The 18,719-nt window shown below is 44.7% G+C and carries 18 protein-coding genes; 10 read left to right on the top strand and 8 right to left on the bottom strand.

What is annotated here, in order from left to right:
• Positions 1-84 precede the first annotated feature (84 nt).
• On the bottom strand, positions 85-738 hold the full coding sequence (locus G3M70_15240; GenBank protein ID QPJ63155.1) for an endonuclease III: 654 nt from the start codon (positions 736-738) through the stop codon (positions 85-87).
• Positions 739-950: 212 nt separating this feature from the next.
• On the opposite strand from G3M70_15240, the gene ilvN reads away from it, so the two are divergent.
• The 6 genes from ilvN (at position 951) to G3M70_15210 (ending at position 5,552) form a co-directional block, all read left to right on the top strand.
• Positions 951-1,439 (top strand): acetolactate synthase small subunit, encoded by a 489-nt coding sequence (ilvN, locus tag G3M70_15235; protein ID QPJ63154.1) that lies wholly within the window; start codon positions 951-953, stop codon positions 1,437-1,439.
• A gap of 21 nt (positions 1,440-1,460) precedes the next feature.
• On the top strand, positions 1,461-2,462 hold the full coding sequence (gene ilvC / locus G3M70_15230) for a ketol-acid reductoisomerase (GenBank protein ID QPJ63153.1): 1,002 nt from the start codon (positions 1,461-1,463) through the stop codon (positions 2,460-2,462).
• 10 nt (positions 2,463-2,472) lie between these two features.
• On the top strand, positions 2,473-3,111 hold the full coding sequence (locus tag G3M70_15225; GenBank protein QPJ63152.1) for a phosphatidylserine decarboxylase family protein: 639 nt from the start codon (positions 2,473-2,475) through the stop codon (positions 3,109-3,111).
• 2 nt (positions 3,112-3,113) lie between these two features.
• Positions 3,114-3,866: a CDP-diacylglycerol--serine O-phosphatidyltransferase gene (gene pssA, locus G3M70_15220; protein QPJ63151.1), complete on the top strand. Its 753-nt coding sequence runs from the start codon at positions 3,114-3,116 to the stop codon at positions 3,864-3,866.
• Between the two features lie 55 nt (positions 3,867-3,921).
• Positions 3,922-4,785 carry an acetyl-CoA carboxylase carboxyltransferase subunit beta gene (locus G3M70_15215; GenBank protein QPJ63150.1) on the top strand — a complete coding sequence of 288 codons (864 nt, stop codon included), beginning with the start codon at positions 3,922-3,924 and terminating at the stop codon, positions 4,783-4,785.
• Positions 4,786-4,856: 71 nt separating this feature from the next.
• Positions 4,857-5,552 carry a DnaJ domain-containing protein gene (locus G3M70_15210; protein ID QPJ63149.1) on the top strand — a complete coding sequence of 232 codons (696 nt, stop codon included), beginning with the start codon at positions 4,857-4,859 and terminating at the stop codon, positions 5,550-5,552.
• A 2-nt stretch (positions 5,553-5,554) separates the two neighbouring features.
• Here G3M70_15210 and G3M70_15205 read toward each other — a convergent pair whose 3' ends face one another.
• Both G3M70_15205 and G3M70_15200 read right to left on the bottom strand, forming a co-directional pair.
• Positions 5,555-5,794 (bottom strand): hypothetical protein, encoded by a 240-nt coding sequence (locus tag G3M70_15205; protein QPJ63148.1) that lies wholly within the window; start codon positions 5,792-5,794, stop codon positions 5,555-5,557.
• Between the two features lie 135 nt (positions 5,795-5,929).
• Entirely contained in the window at positions 5,930-6,880 is a 951-nt protein-coding gene (locus G3M70_15200; protein ID QPJ63147.1) for a chlorite dismutase, read from the bottom strand.
• 281 nt (positions 6,881-7,161) lie between these two features.
• On the opposite strand from G3M70_15200, the gene G3M70_15195 reads away from it, so the two are divergent.
• The 3 genes from G3M70_15195 to G3M70_15185 are packed head-to-tail and all read left to right on the top strand — an operon-like array spanning position 7,162 to position 9,387.
• Entirely contained in the window at positions 7,162-8,364 is a 1,203-nt protein-coding gene (locus G3M70_15195; protein QPJ63146.1) for an ornithine--oxo-acid transaminase, read from the top strand.
• Positions 8,365-8,395: 31 nt separating this feature from the next.
• Complete coding sequence (locus tag G3M70_15190) at positions 8,396-8,923, top strand: NAD(P)H-dependent oxidoreductase (protein ID QPJ63145.1); 528 nt, start codon at positions 8,396-8,398, stop codon at positions 8,921-8,923.
• On the top strand, positions 8,920-9,387 hold the full coding sequence (locus tag G3M70_15185) for a GNAT family N-acetyltransferase (GenBank protein ID QPJ63144.1): 468 nt from the start codon (positions 8,920-8,922) through the stop codon (positions 9,385-9,387). The genes G3M70_15190 and G3M70_15185 overlap by 4 nt, the downstream gene beginning before the upstream one ends.
• Positions 9,388-9,390: 3 nt before the next feature.
• Here G3M70_15185 and G3M70_15180 read toward each other — a convergent pair whose 3' ends face one another.
• The 5 genes from G3M70_15180 to G3M70_15160 all read right to left on the bottom strand — a co-directional run bounded on the left by G3M70_15180 (position 9,391) and on the right by G3M70_15160 (position 17,802).
• Complete coding sequence (locus G3M70_15180) at positions 9,391-11,577, bottom strand: thioredoxin domain-containing protein (GenBank protein ID QPJ63143.1); 2,187 nt, start codon at positions 11,575-11,577, stop codon at positions 9,391-9,393.
• A 95-nt stretch (positions 11,578-11,672) separates the two neighbouring features.
• On the bottom strand, positions 11,673-12,650 hold the full coding sequence (locus G3M70_15175; protein ID QPJ63142.1) for a VacJ family lipoprotein: 978 nt from the start codon (positions 12,648-12,650) through the stop codon (positions 11,673-11,675).
• A 214-nt stretch (positions 12,651-12,864) separates the two neighbouring features.
• Positions 12,865-13,602, bottom strand: coding sequence for a tetratricopeptide repeat protein (locus G3M70_15170; GenBank protein QPJ63141.1), 738 nt, complete (start codon positions 13,600-13,602; stop codon positions 12,865-12,867).
• 123 nt (positions 13,603-13,725) lie between these two features.
• Positions 13,726-16,779, bottom strand: coding sequence for a tetratricopeptide repeat protein (locus G3M70_15165; GenBank protein ID QPJ63140.1), 3,054 nt, complete (start codon positions 16,777-16,779; stop codon positions 13,726-13,728).
• A gap of 114 nt (positions 16,780-16,893) precedes the next feature.
• The gene (locus G3M70_15160; protein QPJ63139.1) at positions 16,894-17,802 is read right to left on the bottom strand and encodes a formylglycine-generating enzyme family protein; all 909 of its coding nucleotides are present in this window, start codon (positions 17,800-17,802) and stop codon (positions 16,894-16,896) included.
• A gap of 212 nt (positions 17,803-18,014) precedes the next feature.
• Between G3M70_15160 and G3M70_15155 the strand changes: the two genes are divergently transcribed.
• Positions 18,015-18,719: a hypothetical protein gene (locus G3M70_15155; GenBank protein QPJ63838.1), complete on the top strand. Its 705-nt coding sequence runs from the start codon at positions 18,015-18,017 to the stop codon at positions 18,717-18,719.

The following is an 18,719-nucleotide window of genomic DNA, read 5'->3' as shown; positions in this document are numbered from 1 at the left end:
CAATTACTAATTTCAATTCACAATACAAAGTCGAAACTAAACTCTTAATATTCTCAATGTCTATACCCACTCTTAAAAAATCAATTAACGCTTCTTTTTAACACCTCGGTTACGACAAAACTCTTCGACCGGGCATTCGCTGCAGATTGGGGATGTCGGTTTGCAGCAATTCTGACCAAACGCAACCAGCAATTCATTGAACTCTTTCCAGTATCTTTTTGGGAGTGACTCACGAAGAGCCATTTCGGTTTCATCCGGGTTGCGCGTCCTGACATAATCCCACCGGTTCACTATCCTGTGAACGTGGGTGTCCACACAAATACCCGGTTTATCGAATCCCAGTATAAGCGTCAGATTCGCCGTTTTTCGTCCCACTCCCGGTAGGGCGAGCAATTCTTCAAGTGTATCCGGCACCTCCCCACCATATTCCGCAACCAGTTTTTGACACAAAGCCGAGAGGCTCCGCCGCTTATTTCTGAAAAATGCTACGGGATAGATTGCTTTTTGTAGTTTTTCGGGTGGTATCCGCAGCATGCTTCTGGGGTTGTTGGCAAGAGCAAAGACGCGTTCTGCCGCCTCTTCCATCACTTCATCCCGGGTCCGCAAACTGAGTAAAGTGCTTACCAGAACACGAAACGGGTCCCCTTCCCTCGCTATTTGAGTTACCGATGGAATCCGCCACTTTTTGGCTGCCGCGCGGAGTCGTTTCAAGGTTATGGGAAGTGAATTGGAGTCCATGGAAGATAAACAGTGGAATCTTGGCGGAATTTCTAGAAAAAAGTCTTTGATTTTGCTAGTATAACCAGCTTGAGGACAACTCAAATACAGGGTGCCCATTAGAGCCTCTCCCCCAATAACAGGGAGGGGCTGTTTCAGTCCTGAAAAGAGTACTCATCCTTAAAATAATTTCTGATGAATAGCGGTCTATTTAACTCTTAAGTTTTTAACTCATGCAACATACCATATCCATTCTTGTTTCCAATAAATTCGGGGTTCTGTCCCGGATATCAGGGCTGTTCAGCGGTCGGGGGTTCAACATAGAAAGCCTCAATGTGGCAGAAACCACAGACCCTAATATTTCCCGGATGACCATCGTCACCCGTGGAGACGATAAAAAAATTGAACAGATCACAAAACAACTCAATAAGCTGATCGATATTATTAAGGTTATCGATCTCACTGAGGAAAGCTTCATTGACCGGGAAATGATTCTGGTCAAAATGAATGCTGAGCCCAGGGTCCGTGAAGAAATTCTGCGTATCGTTGAGATATTTCGGGCCAAGGTGGTTGACGTCAGTTCTGCAACCTACACAATCGAAATCACCGGTGACCAGGGAAAAATTCAAGGCTTCCTTGAATTACTGCGTCCACTTGGAATCAAGGAACTTGTGCGGTCTGGGCGTATAGCCATGAGCCGCGGTGTGAAATCAATCAACTAGCCTAACTGAAGGAGAACTCCCTTGGGCAAAGCATATTACAACAAAGATGCGGACATCAAAATTCTTAAAAAGAAAACTATCGCCATCATCGGTTATGGTAGCCAGGGGCATGCCCACGCACGTAACCTTCATGACAGTGGACTGAAAGTCATCGTTGGCCTACGTAAGGAAAGTAAGTATTGGAAACGCGCGCAGAATGACGGCCTGACTGTTAAAACCGTCGCAGAAGCAGCTAAAGCGGCCGATATCATGATGATTCTTGTGCCGGACGACAAACAACGCGCACTTTATGTTTCCGAGATTGAACCGTATCTTAAAAAGGGAAATGCTATCGCCTTTGGACATGGTTTCAATATTCATTTTGGTCAAGTTGTCCCACCCGAAAATGTTGATGTATTCATGGTAGCTCCCAAGGGTCCCGGACATCTGGTTAGAAGAACGTACGAGCAAGGAGCCGGTGTTCCATGCCTTATGGCCATTCACCAGGATGCGACCAAAAATGCCAAGAAAATCGCCCTCGCCTATGCCAAGGGAATCGGCGGAACGCGTGCCGGAGTTCTTGAAACAACTTTCCGTGAAGAGACCGAAACCGATCTTTTCGGAGAACAGGCTGTTCTTTGCGGAGGTGTTACTGAACTTATCCGCGCTGGATTCGACACCCTTGTAGACGCCGGGTATAATCCCGAACTGGCATACTTTGAATGCCTGCATGAACTCAAACTTATTGTCGACCTGATTTATGAAGGAGGTATTGGCAATATGCGTTATTCGATCAGTACCACCGCAGCATATGGAGATGTGACCAGGGGACCGAGGATTATCACTGAAGAAACCCGCAAGGAGATGAAGAAAATCCTGGGTGAAATTCAGAGCGGTGAATTCGCCCGCGAGTTCATTCTGGAAAATCAGGCCAACCAGCCCGTTATGAACGCCAAGATGAAACGGGATTCAGAGCATACCATCGAAGTGGTCGGAGAAAAATTACGCAAAATGATGCCGTTCGTCGGCAAAAAACTTCAGTAATCTATAAAGCATGCGTATTCCTATCGCCGGTGATGGCTACCGTTTTATTCTGCCACTTCTTGCAGTCACAGTTCTGTTCTTTTGGTTGAACTGGATCATCCCTGCAGGTTTAAGTTTCCTGGCTCTGCTGTTCGTGGTGAACTTTTTTCGTGATCCGGAGCGGCAGATCCCCACTGAGCCAGGTCTGGTTGTTTCTCCGGCAGACGGCAAGGTGGTCGAAATCCAGGACGATACTGACCCTCTATTAACCCAGCCTTCGGTCAGAATCAGCGTTTTTCTCAATGTGTTTAATGTTCATGTTAATCGAGTCCCGGTTCCAGGCAGAATTCTGGCAATACGGTATAATAAAGGGAAGTTCCTGAATGCCGCCAGTCATAAGGCATCTCTGGATAACGAGCAAAACGCTCTGTTAATTGAAACCGGCCCCCACTCTGTACTTGTGAAACAAATAGCTGGGTTAATTGCAAGGCGTATAGTCTGTTGGGTTCGGGAAGGCCAAACGATGGAAACGGGGGAACGCTTTGGCCTCATCAGATTTGGGTCGCGAACCGACATTTTCTTACCTGCCGATTCTAAAATTGATGTAAAAATTGGCGATCACGTAAAAGGTGGTAGCAGTATTCTGGGAAAACTTCCTGAAGGTTCCTGAGGATGAAGGTTAATCGGGTACAGTTAAAAAAAGGCATCTATATCCTACCCAGTCTTTTAACAACTTGTGGGGTGTTCTGCGGGTTTTACGCCTTTATTGCCACGATGGAAGACAAATTTGATGTGGCAGCAGTCGCCATCCTGATTGCCATGGTCTTTGATGGTCTCGATGGTCGGGTAGCCCGTCTGACCAAAACATCAAGCGCCTTTGGAGTCCAATACGATTCTCTTGCAGATGTAATTTCCTTTGGCATGGCACCGGCATTTCTGACATACGCCTGGGTTTTAAAGCCCTTTGGTCACCTGGGCTGGATGGCGGCTTTTCTTTTTCTTCTATGCGGAGCTTTACGTCTGGCGCGTTTTAATGTCACAAAGCCCGATCTTCTGGGGAATAACTTTCTGGGTCTGCCAATTCCAGCAGCCGCAGCGGTTATCTCATCAATCATTATCGCGTTTGAAGACCTTTTCTTTACAAAACTCGATCCTATAATAATGGTTGGCGTTGTTTACTGCCTCGCTTTTTTAATGGTGAGCAATCTTAAATACCCGGCATTCAAACAACTTGAGTTTAAAAAGAGAGTCCCTTTTACCCGTTTCCTTTTTATTGTGCTCGTTCTTTACGCCTTTGCCACTGTCCCCAAGATCGCCCTGTTCATTATTACCGGGCTCTATCTTTTAAGCGGACCATTCCTTTTTCTGAAATCTGTTGCCCAAAGCTCAAATGCTCCACAGCAACAGGGTGTCGATCCCAAATAATTAATCTTAATTTTGTCCCTGGTAATAAGGGGATTCTTTATAACTGGAATTAAAAATGTCCTGGATTGATAAATTTAAATCCAAAGCGGGAATCGGGAAAAAAATCCCGAAACCCACTCAAAACTGGGTTGAATGTAAGCGCTGTAAGGAACAGCTTTACCAAATTGACCTGGAAGAGAACTCCAGCGTTTGCCCAAAATGCGATTATCATTTCAGGATCAGTGCGGGTGAACGGGTTGAGCAATTATTGAACCCGGGTTCATTTATTGAGCATGACGGGAATCTTGTTTCCGGTGATCCACTTAAATTTAAAGACGTAAAAAAATATAAAGATCGTCTTAAATCTGCACTACGGGATAACCCCGGCAAGGATTCTGTATTGTCAGGCACAGGAATGATCGGGGATCATCACGTCGAAATTTGCGTGTTCCAGTTTAAGTTCATGGGTGGCAGTATGGGCTCGGTGGTAGGTGAAAAAATCACCCGTGCTATCGAACGAGCCATTCAGGAAAAACACGCCATGATCATTGTGAACTGTTCAGGAGGGGCTCGTATGCAGGAGGGTATTTTTTCTCTTATGCAAATGGCCAAGACCTCCACTGCCCTCAACCGACTTTCCGAAAACGGCCTTCCCTACATTTCTATACTGACAGATCCCACGACAGGAGGCGTTTCAGCCAGCTTTGCTTTTCTTGGAGATATAATCCTGGCCGAACCAGGTGCGACGGTAGGTTTTGCGGGCAAACGGGTCATTGAACAAACGATCAAGCAAAAGCTGCCGGAAGGATTCCAAACGGCAGAATTCCTTCTGGAACACGGATTAATCGATCAGGTCGTGCACCGGCGCGAGCTCCGCTCTACATTAAACCGGCTTCTTTCCCTCCTTAAAAACACTCCTATCGAATCTCTAAGGTCTTGATTCTCGCCCTTTTTCTTCTTAAAAAACGGTTTATCTGATAGCATTATTCTTAAACTTTTGAGGAAAGATTCTTGCGCCGTTCATTCGAAATATTAGGTCTGCCTCCCGAAAGCTCATTCGAGGATATAAAACGGGCATATAAATTTCAGGCAAAGAAATGGCATCCGGACCGTTTCCCCGAAGATGCTCATCACCTTCAAAAGAAGGCGCACGAGCAATTTCAAAAAATCACAGACGCTTTCAAAAAACTGGAAGAGCATTTTAAAAATCATGAGAAAGGCCGATATGCGGCTGACCAGCCTGATACCAGTTTTCAGAGCGCAACAACGGAAACCGCTTCAACTTCTTCATTTGATAAAGGAAATCCTGAAGGACAAACGTCGACAGTCCGCGAACACGACCATGTCCCGGGTTATTTTTACAGGGAATGGCCTAATGGTGATCGATACGAGGGCCAGATGCGCGGTGAGATCCCTCAGGGTATGGGGGTGTACACCTCAAGCGACGGTACAATTTATACCGGACAATTCGATTGCGGGAAACCACACGGTCAGGGCAAATTATCCTTTTCTAACGGTGATACTTTTAATGGCGAATTTCGCGAAGACCGGATGTGTGGGCAGGGAACCTATAAATATGCTAACGGTGACCGCTATATAGGCCAGTTCGAAAATGATCTGCCCCATGGAGAAGGTGCTCACATATTGGCGTCTGGAAAAGTTTATGCCGGGCTTTGGGAAGGCGGCTATCTCATCGACCAACGCTGATTTCACTTTAATCTATTATTTTTCTGGAGACTATAATCTCCATCCTGCCTCGGCAATAAAACAGGAAGCTCAGGATATTTGCGCATGATAATTCGATAAGTATGATGACGCCGGTCAACCAGAACCGCCTGGCTTGGGTCAATTTTATAAAGCCTGCACAATTCCAAAGGCTCAACAAAATGGGGAGACCCGTCTTCATCTGTCAAATGGTCTCCTACCACTATATAACGTTTATCCTGCATGGTTTCCAAATATTAATCTAAAAACTATCGCCAATTAATAAAAAAGCCACCCTGAAAACAGAGCGGCTTTTTAAAGTTTACCATTTGTTTCTTACTTAAAACTTTTTTGTTACTGCTACCCTTTGGCCCCTGAAATTAAATTCCAAGTGCGTTTACGGCATCTTCCGGAGCCATTGCAGTACAAGTATAAATTGGGGTGTCCTTTTCAGTAAACCGACTACCTTCAGTTTCACGCAAGTCCATGACAAGGTCAACAAAATCACCTGGTTCATCACTTTCAAACGCCACGACGAACTCATAGTCGTCTAATCCAAAGCAGTAGGTGGTGTTCAACTTTACTGATGGGTATTTATTGCCGACAAAAATATGCTCATCCATGATTCCCTGCCGGGTGTGCTTGGTCAACAGGTACCACTCACGTTTCTTTACGAAAGGATAAATGAACAGGTATTTAGCCTTTCCGGGAATGATATGAGTTCTATCTTCCTCATGTTCAGGATTCAATGTGTCCATATACATGGACCGCTTTGTCTGGGATAGATAGGAATCGGTTGTGATAAGCCACTTGCCAAGTTCCGTTTGATACATCCGGGTGCTCATTTTCTGGAAGTCTTCCATCTCGTATGAAATCCTCCAGAGCATCAAATCCGCATCGGCTCTAACACCAATAAGCGTATAGCAGATCATGATCATGTTACCTTCGCTGTCAATATCAGTCAGCAAGTCAATGAACTCCTGCCTCGCACGTTCACGTACTTCTTTGGGCTGACGACGGAACGCTGGGTCCAGTTTATAAAAACTGAAATTGACATATTGCCGTTTAACTTCTTTTCCCTCCTCAACTTGTGCTGTTCGTTCCGCCTGTCGTGCTTCAATGGCGGCACCTTCTCTTTCCTGTCTTGCTCTGGAGACCACCGCATCATCTATAAGGTCCAACCCCTTTTCCTTGGCAAAGGTTTCGATGCCTCGCACCACACTCTTGCGAACGAAAAAAGGAACATTCAACATACGGGCTTTGGCGTCTTCGGTCCAATCTACGGTGAGAGCCGGCATCAGAGTTTCTAGCTCTTTGTCATCAATGGCCATAACTATCCCTTAGGAAAATAGGTTTTTAAACATTTAAGATTTATCCTGGCTTTTCAAAAGGTACCAGCGAGCAAGTGGCCAGCCTTCCCTTTTACAAAATTGTATGCAAGCGGCCCAAGTCTTTATTAGACGTGGGTTTTCGGATTATCCGATTATACCTAACAAAACCTTGAATTATCAACGCTAATTTATGTTTCTGCAGGGTGTTTTCATCCCCTTCCTGAATGATAAACTGAAAGTAGAATATTTTTCCAAATCCACACCAAAAACAAGAGGTTAATATGAACACAACAGATTATATCGAGCTTGAGGAAAATTGGGGCGCAAACAATTATCGCCCTCTGGATGTGGTTTTGACACGTGGCAAAGGAGTCTGGGTTTGGGATACAGATGGGCGAAAATATCTGGACTGCCTGGCAGCCTATTCAGCGGTCAATCAAGGACATTGCCATCCCCGGATTAAAAACGCCCTTATTCGGCAGACAGAAAAACTGACTTTGGTTTCAAGGGCTTTTAGACATGACCAACTGGGTAAATTTTACGAAGAAATTTGTGAATTAACCGGGTCGCACCGGATTCTTCCCATGAACAGTGGAGCAGAAGCGGTTGAAACTGCCATAAAAGCAGCTCGAAAATGGGGCTATCAGTATAAAAATATTCCATATGGAAAAGCCGAGATCATCGTTTGTCATAATAATTTCCACGGACGAACCCTTACTGTAATCAGCTTCAGTACTGAGGAACAGTACAAAACAGGGTTCGCACCATTTACACCCGGCTTTATCACAGTCCCATTCGGAGATGCACAGGCACTACGAAATGCGATAACTCCAAATACTGTGGCCTTTCTGGCAGAACCCATTCAGGGCGAAGGTGGAGTGATCCTTCCCCCCGATGGGTATTTAAAAGAGGCAAGAAAACTCTGCGATGAAAACAAGGTTCTCATGGTACTGGATGAAATCCAGACTGGCCTGGGCAGGACAGGAAAGTTGTTTGCAGAAGAACACGAAGGGATTGAAGCCGACCTGACCGTGATCGGGAAAGCCTTATCCGGTGGTTTCTATCCAGTGTCGGCTGTATTGTCCAACCAGGAGGCACTTGGGGTTTTTAATCCGGGTGACCATGGAAGTACCTTTGGTGGTAATCCGCTTGCCTGCGCAGTTGCCCGGGAGGCCCTCAAGGTATTGGTTGAAGAAGGGCTAATCGAAAACTCTGAAAAGATGGGAAATTACTTTTTAAATGAATTGAAGAATATTTCCTCTCCCCATATCAAGGAAGTGAGAGGGCGCGGTTTATTAATAGGCATTGAACTGCATCCTGAAGCCGGTGGAGCCAGGAGATTTTGTGAAACCCTCATGGAACAGGGCCTTCTCTGTAAGGAAACTCACACTCATGTACTGCGCGTGGCCCCTCCCCTGGTCATTGAAAGTCAGGAAATCGACTGGGTACTTGAAAGGTTGTCAAAGGTACTGACCGGGCCGTGATAAACTTTTCAAATTAAATAATTGAGGCCCTATGAATTCAATACTATTAATCCAGGGAAGCCTGAATCCAAATTCAAAAACATCAGTGGTTATCCAACATGCTGCTGATGAACTTCAGAAACGTGGTAAAGGCCATGAGATCCTCGATCTGCGTCATTTAGACTTACCTTTTTGCGATGGCCGTTCCCTTGCGCAATACAACGAGGACACACAAAAAGCCTATAAAAAGATGGAAGATGCCCAGGGCTATATATGGGGAATGCCTGTTTACTGTTTTTCAGTTTCGGGCCCTTTAAAGAACTTTATTGACCTGACAGCTGGTGCCATGGAAAACAAGGTATCTGCCACAATTTGTAATGCTGGAGGCAACCGTTCCTATATGGCTCTGGGAGATTTGAGTCGTATACTTGCTTTTGAAGCCCGGGTGGTTACGGTTCAGCCTGCTGTCTACACCACTTATGAAGACTTTAAGGACGGTGCGCTTATAAACGAAACAATTAATGAGCGTATCAATGAAATGATTGACGCACTGCTAATTCACACATCCAATCGGTTATGACTCAAGCTCATCCAGAAATTAAAATTAGAATTGGCTGCAAGAATGATGCAGCGGTATTGGCAGAGTTTAATCAACTTCTGGCAAAGGAAACCGAAGGAAAAGAACTGGACAACAGCACCATTATGGCCGGAGTTGTTGGCGGTCTGGAGAGACCAGAGCGTTGCCAATATTTTGTTGCGGAATCCAGAGGCCAGGTAATTGGTCAGGCAATGATTACCTATGAATGGAGCGACTGGAGGAATGGTGAACTCTGGTGGTTACAAAGTGTTTATGTCCAAAGAGATTATAGAAGGCAGGGGGTCTTCACCGGCATATACAGATATATAGAGAGCCTTGCAAGAAAAAACGAATCCGTCAGGGGTTTGCGGCTATATGTTGAAGAGGAAAACAGTCCGGGACGAAAAGTATATTCACATCTTGGTATGAAACATGCGGGGTACCACGTGTACGAGGTGGAGTTCTAAAAGCTATTTTTTATCCAACCCTGAAAATTTGAAGATTTGCGACATGGCATTCAGGAATTGTTCCTGCTCTTTCTTCTCCATGTCTTTAGTCGCACCTTCCTGATCATAAATATTCAGTTGGATAATTGGCGGTCTGGTTAATTGGGAATCCAGATCTTCGGCTGATGTAACTGGGGGATGACAGGTTTGTTTTTGACATAAGTACACAGTAGATTTACCCATAATGGGTCCCCGATCCTGTGAAAGGGGTACACGCTTCTCCTCATCAGCACCGGGATATCCGACAACAACTTTCGAGGGTCGAAAGTCCTGGTATATACGGTCCATGAGCTCTTCATGGTCCGTCCCCGAAGTTGGGCCGCTCACAACAATTTCGGTGAGGGAACCGGAATCGAAATCCTGGGCCGCCAACAAGCCAAGATGAGCTGCTGGCCGGTTCTCCATTTCTGCCCGAAACGAATCCAGAACCCCACGCCCCTGCTTTGTAAAATTCGAATTTCCCGTAACAACGCCAAGTTTTAAAAAGGCCAGGGCCGCAACAGCATTTGCTGATGGGATTGCCTCGTCGGCCCCAGGTTTGAGTCGGGTGATCAATCCTTCGTGATGATTACCCGTCATAAAAAAACCGCCCTCTTTCTGGTCAGAAAATTCTTCAATTGTATATTGGGCCAAAGACTCACAGCGATCGATCCACTTCAGGTCAAAGGTTGCTTCATACAAGTTCAAAAATCCATCGAGCAAATGAGCACAATCTTCCAGGCAGGCATCGTATTTAGCTTCACCTTCCATTATTACTCTCTTCAGGCACTTTCCATCCCAAAGGGTGTCCCAAAGATAATCAGCACATTTAATGCTCCGGTTCTTTAATTCGGGGTTATTCAAAACCCGGGAACCAAATGCAAGAGCCGAAATCATCATGCCATTCCAGGACGCGATTATTTTGTTATCGCGGGTTGGCCTCTGTCTTTTACTCCTTGCCTCGAACAGGGTTTCTTTTGCTTTTTTAAGGGAATGGTCAACTTCAAAAATAGCCATCCCTTCTTCTTTGGAAATGGTTTCAGGGTCAACCGCACGGAACAGGACATTCCGCTTCTCAAAATTTCCTCCGGGTGTCATGCCATAAGCACGTGCAAACACTTTTGCATGTCGTGGTCCGAGCAAATCAAGAACTTCTTTTAATTCCCAGGTAAAAAAGTGTCCCTCCCCTGCTTCCGTGTCCGCATCCTGGCTGGCATAAAACCCGCCGGCTGAAGAAGTCATTTCACGGTCGATATATTCAAAAATTTCTAATGGGATTTCACGATATAGATCTTGACGGGTAGCCTGACAGGTTTCCAGATAGAGGCGTGCCATCAAAGCATTGTCATAAAGCATCTTTTCAAAATGCGGCACGCGCCATTCCCTGTCGGTTGAATAGCGATGAAAGCCACCACCAATCTGGTCATAAATGCCACCACCTGCCATTTGCGTCAGACTTCGGTCTATCATTTCAATCGAACTGTTTTGCCCCGATTTCACCCAATGCCGGAGGAGCAGGCTGTAAACCATAGGTTCCGGGAATTTCATTCCGTTCCCAAAACCTCCAAACTTTTCATCAAACCGTTCCATCAGGAGATCCACTGCAGCCTGGATCACTGTATCCGCTGAGTGACCTTTTGGATCTGGCAAAGGTATGGGCTCTTCAATTTTCTTTATCACTTTTGCCGCCTGTGATTCGATCTGTTGCGTTTTGTTATGAAAAAGATCATGGGCCTGTTTAAGAACCTGGGGAAAGCCAGGACGATTGTGTCTTGCCTCAGGAGGATAGTAGGTTCCACCTAGGTAAGGTTTCTGGGCAGGAGTCAAAAACACACTCATGGGCCAACCACCGTGCCCATTCATGGCTACAATTGATTTCATATAGACAGCATCAATGTCGGGCCGTTCCTCACGATCGACCTTTATATTGATAAACCAATCGTTCATCAACCGGGCAATTTCTTCATTATCGAATGATTCATGTGCCATGACATGACACCAGTGACAAGCCGAATACCCAATGCTGAGGAAGATGGGTTTATTCTCTTGCTTGGCTTTTTCAAGGGCTTCCTGGCCCCAGGGGTACCAGTTTACTGGTTGGTGAGCGTGCTGGAGAAGATAGAGACTGGTCTCATTTGCCAGCCGATTGGAATTTTCAGGGGAGTTGTTCAAGGTATCCTGCCTGTATGTTTGTTAAAAACATTGGCAGGATACCTAAAAGAAAGATCAGTAGAAAGAGACAAGTTGGGAATAAATCAATTTTTAATTTATTTTAAAACCTGTCCTTCAGTGTACTGATGATAGAAGTCGCGCATGCTGATATAGGGGTCGATGGCTTCCTTCTTCAGCGTTTCTATGTCTTCCACTCTGAAGGAGGTGTCGTTAACAATCCTTCCACCTGACAATGCAGCCCCAACTGCAAATCCGGGAGCCGCCACGATAGTCGGGCTCAGAAAGGAGTCAACCACACGGCCAGCAACACCTCTTGCAGTCGTGGGCCCTAAAAAGGGAAGGACAATATAAGGTCCCGAACCGACACCGTGATACCCAAGTGCCTGGTTAAAATCCTCATTCACATCTTTGATACCGTACTCCTGGCCCGCAACGTCCAGCATACCACCCCAACCAAAAACCGTGTTGAGGAGGGTGCGCCCAACAACTCGGCCCGCTTTTCCGGGATTCAATTGGACGACACTACTGACAAACTTTACAGGAGCCAATGCATTGTTAAACAAGTTACGAACTGCTATGCGCACTTCTTCGTGAAGCAGATCGCGGTAAGTCTCTGCCACTGGCTTGAGCAGATTGTCGTAAACGGTATCGTTAAAATTATAAACAGTCCGGTTTAGACCCTCAAGAGGATCACTAAGCTCCGGGATTTCCTGCTCTTCAGTTGCAAAGGGGTCATCTTCAAAATCTGATTCCATTGGGTCCGGCCCAAGGAATGGCTTGTCACTAGACCCTTGCATTGCGGGCATCTTTTTTTCCAACTGAATTGTTACTTCAGTTGTCTGCGTAACTTCAAATGGCCCTTTATTGGTTTGCGCCCCGGGCTTATTGGATTGGCCTTTGGATTCATTATTATTTTTATTTACTTCTTCATGAACGGACTCCCAATCAAAACCCTTAAAAAAATCAAGATTCCCTTCAAAGTCAGCCGCAAATACGGAAACCGGAGCAAAGCCGATCAAGGCAAACGCAATTACGGCAAATAAACGTTTAGAACTACCTGTTTTGTAGGACAACACTAAGATTTTCCTCCCAAGCTGTATGACAGGGACTGACCAGGTGGGAACTACCAATGAAGGTCACCTGAATAGGGCAAATAAAACTGGAATAATATAGCAAAAAACTGGGAAAATACCACAAAATATTGAAATAACTTGAAATTCAGCCCTTTAAAACCAATTTTTTAACCCAATTCTCTTAAAATGTTTCCATTTTAAAGTTTTAATTGAACTACCCCTTTTCGGGGCTTACTTTCCTCAATCTTGACAAAGTTCCTTCCGGAATTGTCAGTTTTTGTTTTTTTGCATTTTTAACAGTCTCCCATGCTTTGGGATAATCTCCAAGATGGAAGTAAGAATCAACCAGAACTCCGTAAGCCAGTTTGTTAAAAGGATTCAAATCCAGAGCTTTAATCAACTTTTCAACAGCTTCCTTATGGCGCCCCATCTGTCCCAGCGCTGCTCCCCAGTAAGTAAACCCGTTGCTGTTTTCCGGTTCCAGAAGCAGAGCGTTTTCATATTTATCTATGGCTTCCTGATAGCGTCCCATTTTTACCAGGGTGAGCCCCCAAAATTGATAGGTCTTAGCCTGGTTCGGGTCCTTAGATGAGGATGCTTTAAACATTTCAATCGCCTCATCCATTTTCTTCAAGTTTACCAATGCCACTGCCCACCAGGTGCGTGCAAGGGCATTTTCAGGATCTTTCTCAACCACTTCTTTCGCAAGTATAATCGCTTTTTTATTTTTTCCCGAAGCTACCATTTCCCGGATATTTTCGACCTTTTTAGAAAGGGCCATGGCCGCCTTGCGTTTTGCCAGTTTCTCCTCATAAGCTATCCGTGATTCTTCAGCTCGGCGCTTGTGGTCCTCACGAGATTGTTGCACTTGAAATTTAATAGAGGTAAAGAAAAACCCAAGTACAATGACAATGCTGGTTAGAACCCATAAAACTTTGATTTTTTTAGGCATATTTAAAAATCACTCATCTCATCCGATATTGAAGATCAAGGATGTTTCTGTTTATTTCCGTTAATTATAAACTTTTCAACAGTATGAGAAAGTTCTGCGAGTATACAGACTACCCAACAATGATTAAAGTTTGTTTAAAAGCTCCCGAGCTTTTTGCTCCATATTCTTAAACCGGCTATCCCCGGCAACCCGATTGAGGAAATAATCAAGATACTTACGGGCCTTGCTACTATCTGATTCTGATAGATACAACCCCAGATAGAAATAGGCTGGAAGATAATAGGGGTCAGATTGAACTGCTTGCATGATTTCCTCAAGGCCCTCTTCCAACCTATTACTCTTAATATACGACAATCCGAGCCAGGTCCTAATTTCAGCATCCTCCGGCAAAATCTGCAGAGCCCGATTCAACACCTTATGAGCCTTACCCGGTTGCTTGGTCACAAGATAAACCTGCGCCAGTCCCATGGAGGCAAAAACATAGTATGGATTGATTTCAAGCGCTTTTCTGTAGGAAATCTCTGCTTTTTCATATTTCCTCATCCCTCGATAGACGTTTCCCATATTGAAAAATGTCAGCACATGATCTGGATCGAGCTTTAATACTTCAAAATAGTTTTGTAGAGCTTTTTCCATCTGCTGAGCATTTACCGCCTCCAGGGCTCGTCCCAAGTGTTGTTCCACCTGAGCTTTTCTTTTTATTTCTTTTACCTGCGTTTCAGTTCTTTCAAGTGCCGCAACCTCTTTTTTAACCTTTAGACTGGTATCAACATCTGTCGTTGTAAATTTCAGTAAATCCGGTTTTCCCCCAAAAAACGGAGTCAACTGACGGACAATAATATGTCGTTCATCTTTATAAATATATTCCGGAGCATTAAATTCAAGCAGTGAGTTGTCATCAGTATGCATTGGGGCTTCTGCACTAAAATTTTTCAGTCCCTCCTGGTCCATAATAAAAAGTCCCATTAAATCTTTAATTTCGGCCAGCCCCAGCCTTCTTAAAGCCCGTCCACGCTTTGGGTCATTAAAAAGGGCTTGTGTCTTTTCGAAGGGTAACTGATAGGGCTGCATCGAGCCCACCAGCAGATAATCTTCTCCAACAATTGATTCCCACATAGTCACATGCCCAAAAACGGAAGTGAAGGCTTTGACTATAGATTTGAAATTGTCAGGCGACATATTGGTATGAACCCAGACACAGGCGATTCCGCCTGGATTTAGCTTTTTGACCAGCAACTGGTAGAAATCTTTGGTGAATAAAGCACCAACTCCAGAAATCCAGGGGTTAGACGGTTCGGAGATAACCACGTCATAACTTTTGTCTGTCAAAGTGAGATGATTGCGTCCATCCTGAAGAATGGTTGTGACTCTGCTGTCATCAAGTGAGTGGTTGTTGAACGGACCAAAATAGCGGGAACCTTCAATAACAGCAGGAGAAATTTCAACCAGATCTGCGCTTTCAACAGGAAAACTCAATACAGCTCCAAGGGTCACTCCACTACCCTGCCCCACAACCAATGCATTTTTTGGATCAGGATGCACCAACATTGGAATGTAGCCGGATAAAAGTTGAGTCCTCATATCTCCGGCAAGTGATGCATCTGTTTTCCCATTTACTCTCAAGAAAATATTTCCTGAGTAAGAAAGTTCTGTGGTGACCGTTGTATGAATACCCTCTTTATAAAATAAAATTTTATTTTTTTTCTCAATAGCCTGTTCAAGATCAGCCAGGCGATAAGGCATGAAAGACCCACTTGATATAATTGCCCGATCCCAACGCGGGACAAGCTGGGAACCCATCAGGCATAAAAGCAAAACCATTGTAAGAGTCACAAATTTTGATTGGCGATTTAACTGACTTGCAAAAGTGAGTAAAACAATTCCAGTGGTGATGTTAATTAAAGTGGATATCCAGAGGGTGTCCTGGATTCCAACAGCAGGAATTAAAATAAATCCGGCAAGAAACGCTCCAATAATTGTCCCAATAGTATTACAAGCATAGACCTGTCCTACACGTTTCCCAAGGGAATCAAGCCGTTTAGCAACGAGCTTAATTACAACCGGGAATTGTCCTCCCATTAAAAAGGTTGGAAGAAATATTAAAACCAGAATGGTTAGAAAATTGGCCCATTGGATAGTTTGAAAATCCTGGCCCCAATTAAGATAAACCCAGCGGTTGACATACGGGATAGAACCGAAATATGGGAGTGTAAGCAGAGCGGAAAACCCAATTGCCAGCTGCAGGTAAGAAAACACTTCATTCAGGTCTTTAAAACGATGACACAATCGGGAAAATGCAATCGTCCCCAGAGCCAGGCCTAATATGAACGTAGTCAGGATCAAGCTGAAAGCGTAAACTGAAGAACCAAGGACAAGTGAAAAAATTCGGTTCCACGCAACTTGATAGATCAAAGCGGCTACCCCGGAAACTCCAAAAGCCAATAACACCCCCCATTCCTTTCGTGTCAATTCTGGTTCTGATTGCAGGGAAGCTTTTTTTTCGAGGTTCCGTGTAGAATCTGTAATTAATACAAATGAAGAAGGAAATTTTTTTAAAAAATAAAAAATGATGATGGCAATCCCGATGTTTATGGAGGCCGCCAGATAAACAGTCATACTGATCCCCAACAACCGCATTAACCAGTAGGCACTGACATAGGCCCCCACAACAGCCCCAAATGTATTCAAACCATATAAAGTTCCGACATCACGCCCAATTCCTTCAGGGTTTCGGGAAACAAACTTGCCAAGGACGGGCAAGGTAGCTCCCATCAAAGTTGTCGGGATTATCAGGATGGATGCACAAACCAGGAAGCGTAAAAAGCTGGATTCCAGGTATGAACTCTGGAAGCCAGCATAAATCATTTTAAACAGCGGTAAGGCAAGATCAATCAACCAGGGGATGGCAAGACAATAAAGACCGATCGCCGCTTCGAGCATGGCATAAACCAGTAAAGGATTGCCATGCCTATCTATCCATTTTCCTCCAAAAAAACTACCCAGTGCCAACCCGGCCATGAAAGTGGTAAGAACGGTGGCCACTGAATAGTGGGTGTTTCCAAGAACCAGGGTGAGTTGACGGGTCCAGACCACTTCATAAATAAGACCCGTCGCCCCTGAAATAAAAAACAGGAAAAATACAGCGTAGCGGAATCGATTGGAAGGCGTCTCAGTCAAAGCTCAGATAGCTCAGTGTGGTAATTTTTCAAACCCTTGGTGCCATTACAAAGAATTAAATCAGGCGAGATAAAGTCAGGAAACCGGTTTAATTGGCCTTGCAAATGATTAAAACTATTTTGCAACGGATTTTTCCTTTTCGGATGATTTCCCACAACGAAAACCTACAATCGCATCTTTTCTACCAGGTGTAGCGGCAAAGCGCTTGGAAGCGCGTACATTCACCTTGGTAGCATCCCAGGATCCGCCCCGATAAACACGGGTTTTGGTTTCCTTGTCGTAAACAGGATTGATCATCTCCAGCCGTTCAAATGCAAACTGATCGTAATAATCTTCCACCCATTCCGAGACATTTCCTGCCATATCGTAAATGCCATATACGCTGCGGCCCATCGGATAACTGCCTACCGGAGCCATATAAGGGAAATCGTCTGCGGTGCCTTTAATATTAGCCCGTTTTGGCAACATATCATTTCCCCAGGGATAAACCAGGCCATGGGTCCCACGCGCCGCTTTTTCCCATTCTGCTTCAGTCAAAAGTCGTTTCCCCGCCCAGGCACAATAATTAACTGCGTCGTACCAGGAAACACCAACCTGAGGAAAATTAGGAGTGTCCAGAATCTCATGATTTCCCTGGAAAAATGGAACAGAAGCCTCGACATAATCAGCAGCTTTACGAAATTTGTTGTACGCTTCAACTGTCACTTCAAACTTATCCGCATAAAATGCGTCTAAATAAACTTCCTGTTCTGGTTTTTCATCAATATCTCCCATTCTGGAACCCCGGGTGAACACCCCTTCAGGGATCAGGATCATCTCTCTTCCGTCATCACCCACCATGGTTTCATAAATGCTGAAATCCCTGTTATCTTCTATTTTCATTTGTTTGTTGTCAGGCCGGGAGTCAGCCATTTTTTCCTGAAAATCGATAGACTTCTTGATTTCCCAGACAATCACCATAAAAAATAGAATGGCGATGAAAAACACAAAAATTATCCCAAACGTTAACTGTTTATTATTCATAATTTTAGAAAGACCTTTTCAATTTGGTGCCCAAAGATTTTGAGTTTATAATTTACAGGGTCTTGAGCGCAACCTGTTTTTATATTGAGTGACGATAAATAAAAGAGCCTCACTAACAGTACCACTCCCTTTCAGGCATCAATATTTTGAAATTCCTTCTTGAAACGAAAGATTCTGTAATCTCCTGGCTTAAACCCGCGAACCGGCAGGTAATGAATTATTTCAGAACCTCGGTAAAAGTTGAAACCAAATCCGATCAAAGCCCTGTCACCATAGCCGACAAAAAGGTTGAGGAAATGTTGCGCAAACGGATTATGCGGTCGTTTCCTGATCATGGAATTATAGGTGAAGAGTTTGGTTCTGAAGAAGATCATCGAGAGTGGGTATGGACAATCGACCCTATTGATGGCACTAGATCTTTTATTCGGGGGCTTCCACTTTTCTCCACCCTCGTCTCTTTGTTGCACCACGGTAAACCGGTTTTAGGCATTATTTCTTTACCCGCCCTTGGTGAAACCGCCTGGGCAATCAAAAACCAGGGGGCCTGGCTTAAGGAGGAGAGGCTTCATGTTTCAAAACATTCAAAAATACAGGGAGCGGCCCTGGCAACAGGGGATGTTTATTGTTTCCGTGAAAAAAAGCGGATGCGGCTTTTAAATCAACTACATAGAGAGGCGGGGTTAGTCAGAACCTACCCAGATGCATTTGGGCATCTAATGGCCATCCGGGGTATTGTAGACGCCATGGTAGACCCCTGGGCCTATATCTGGGATTTTGCTCCCTGCAAGGTGATGGCCGAGGAAGCTGGTGGAACTTTCATAAATATGGGAGGTACCGGGAATGACGTTAATTTAAGACAGGGGTCTGCTTTGGTTGGGAATAAAACACTGGTAAAAAAGTTAAATCAACTTATTTAA

The organism is Candidatus Nitronauta litoralis (assembly GCA_015698285.1).
GTDB lineage: Bacteria > Nitrospinota > Nitrospinia > Nitrospinales > Nitrospinaceae > Nitronauta > Nitronauta litoralis.
This window is presented reverse-complemented; position numbering and strand designations above follow the sequence as displayed.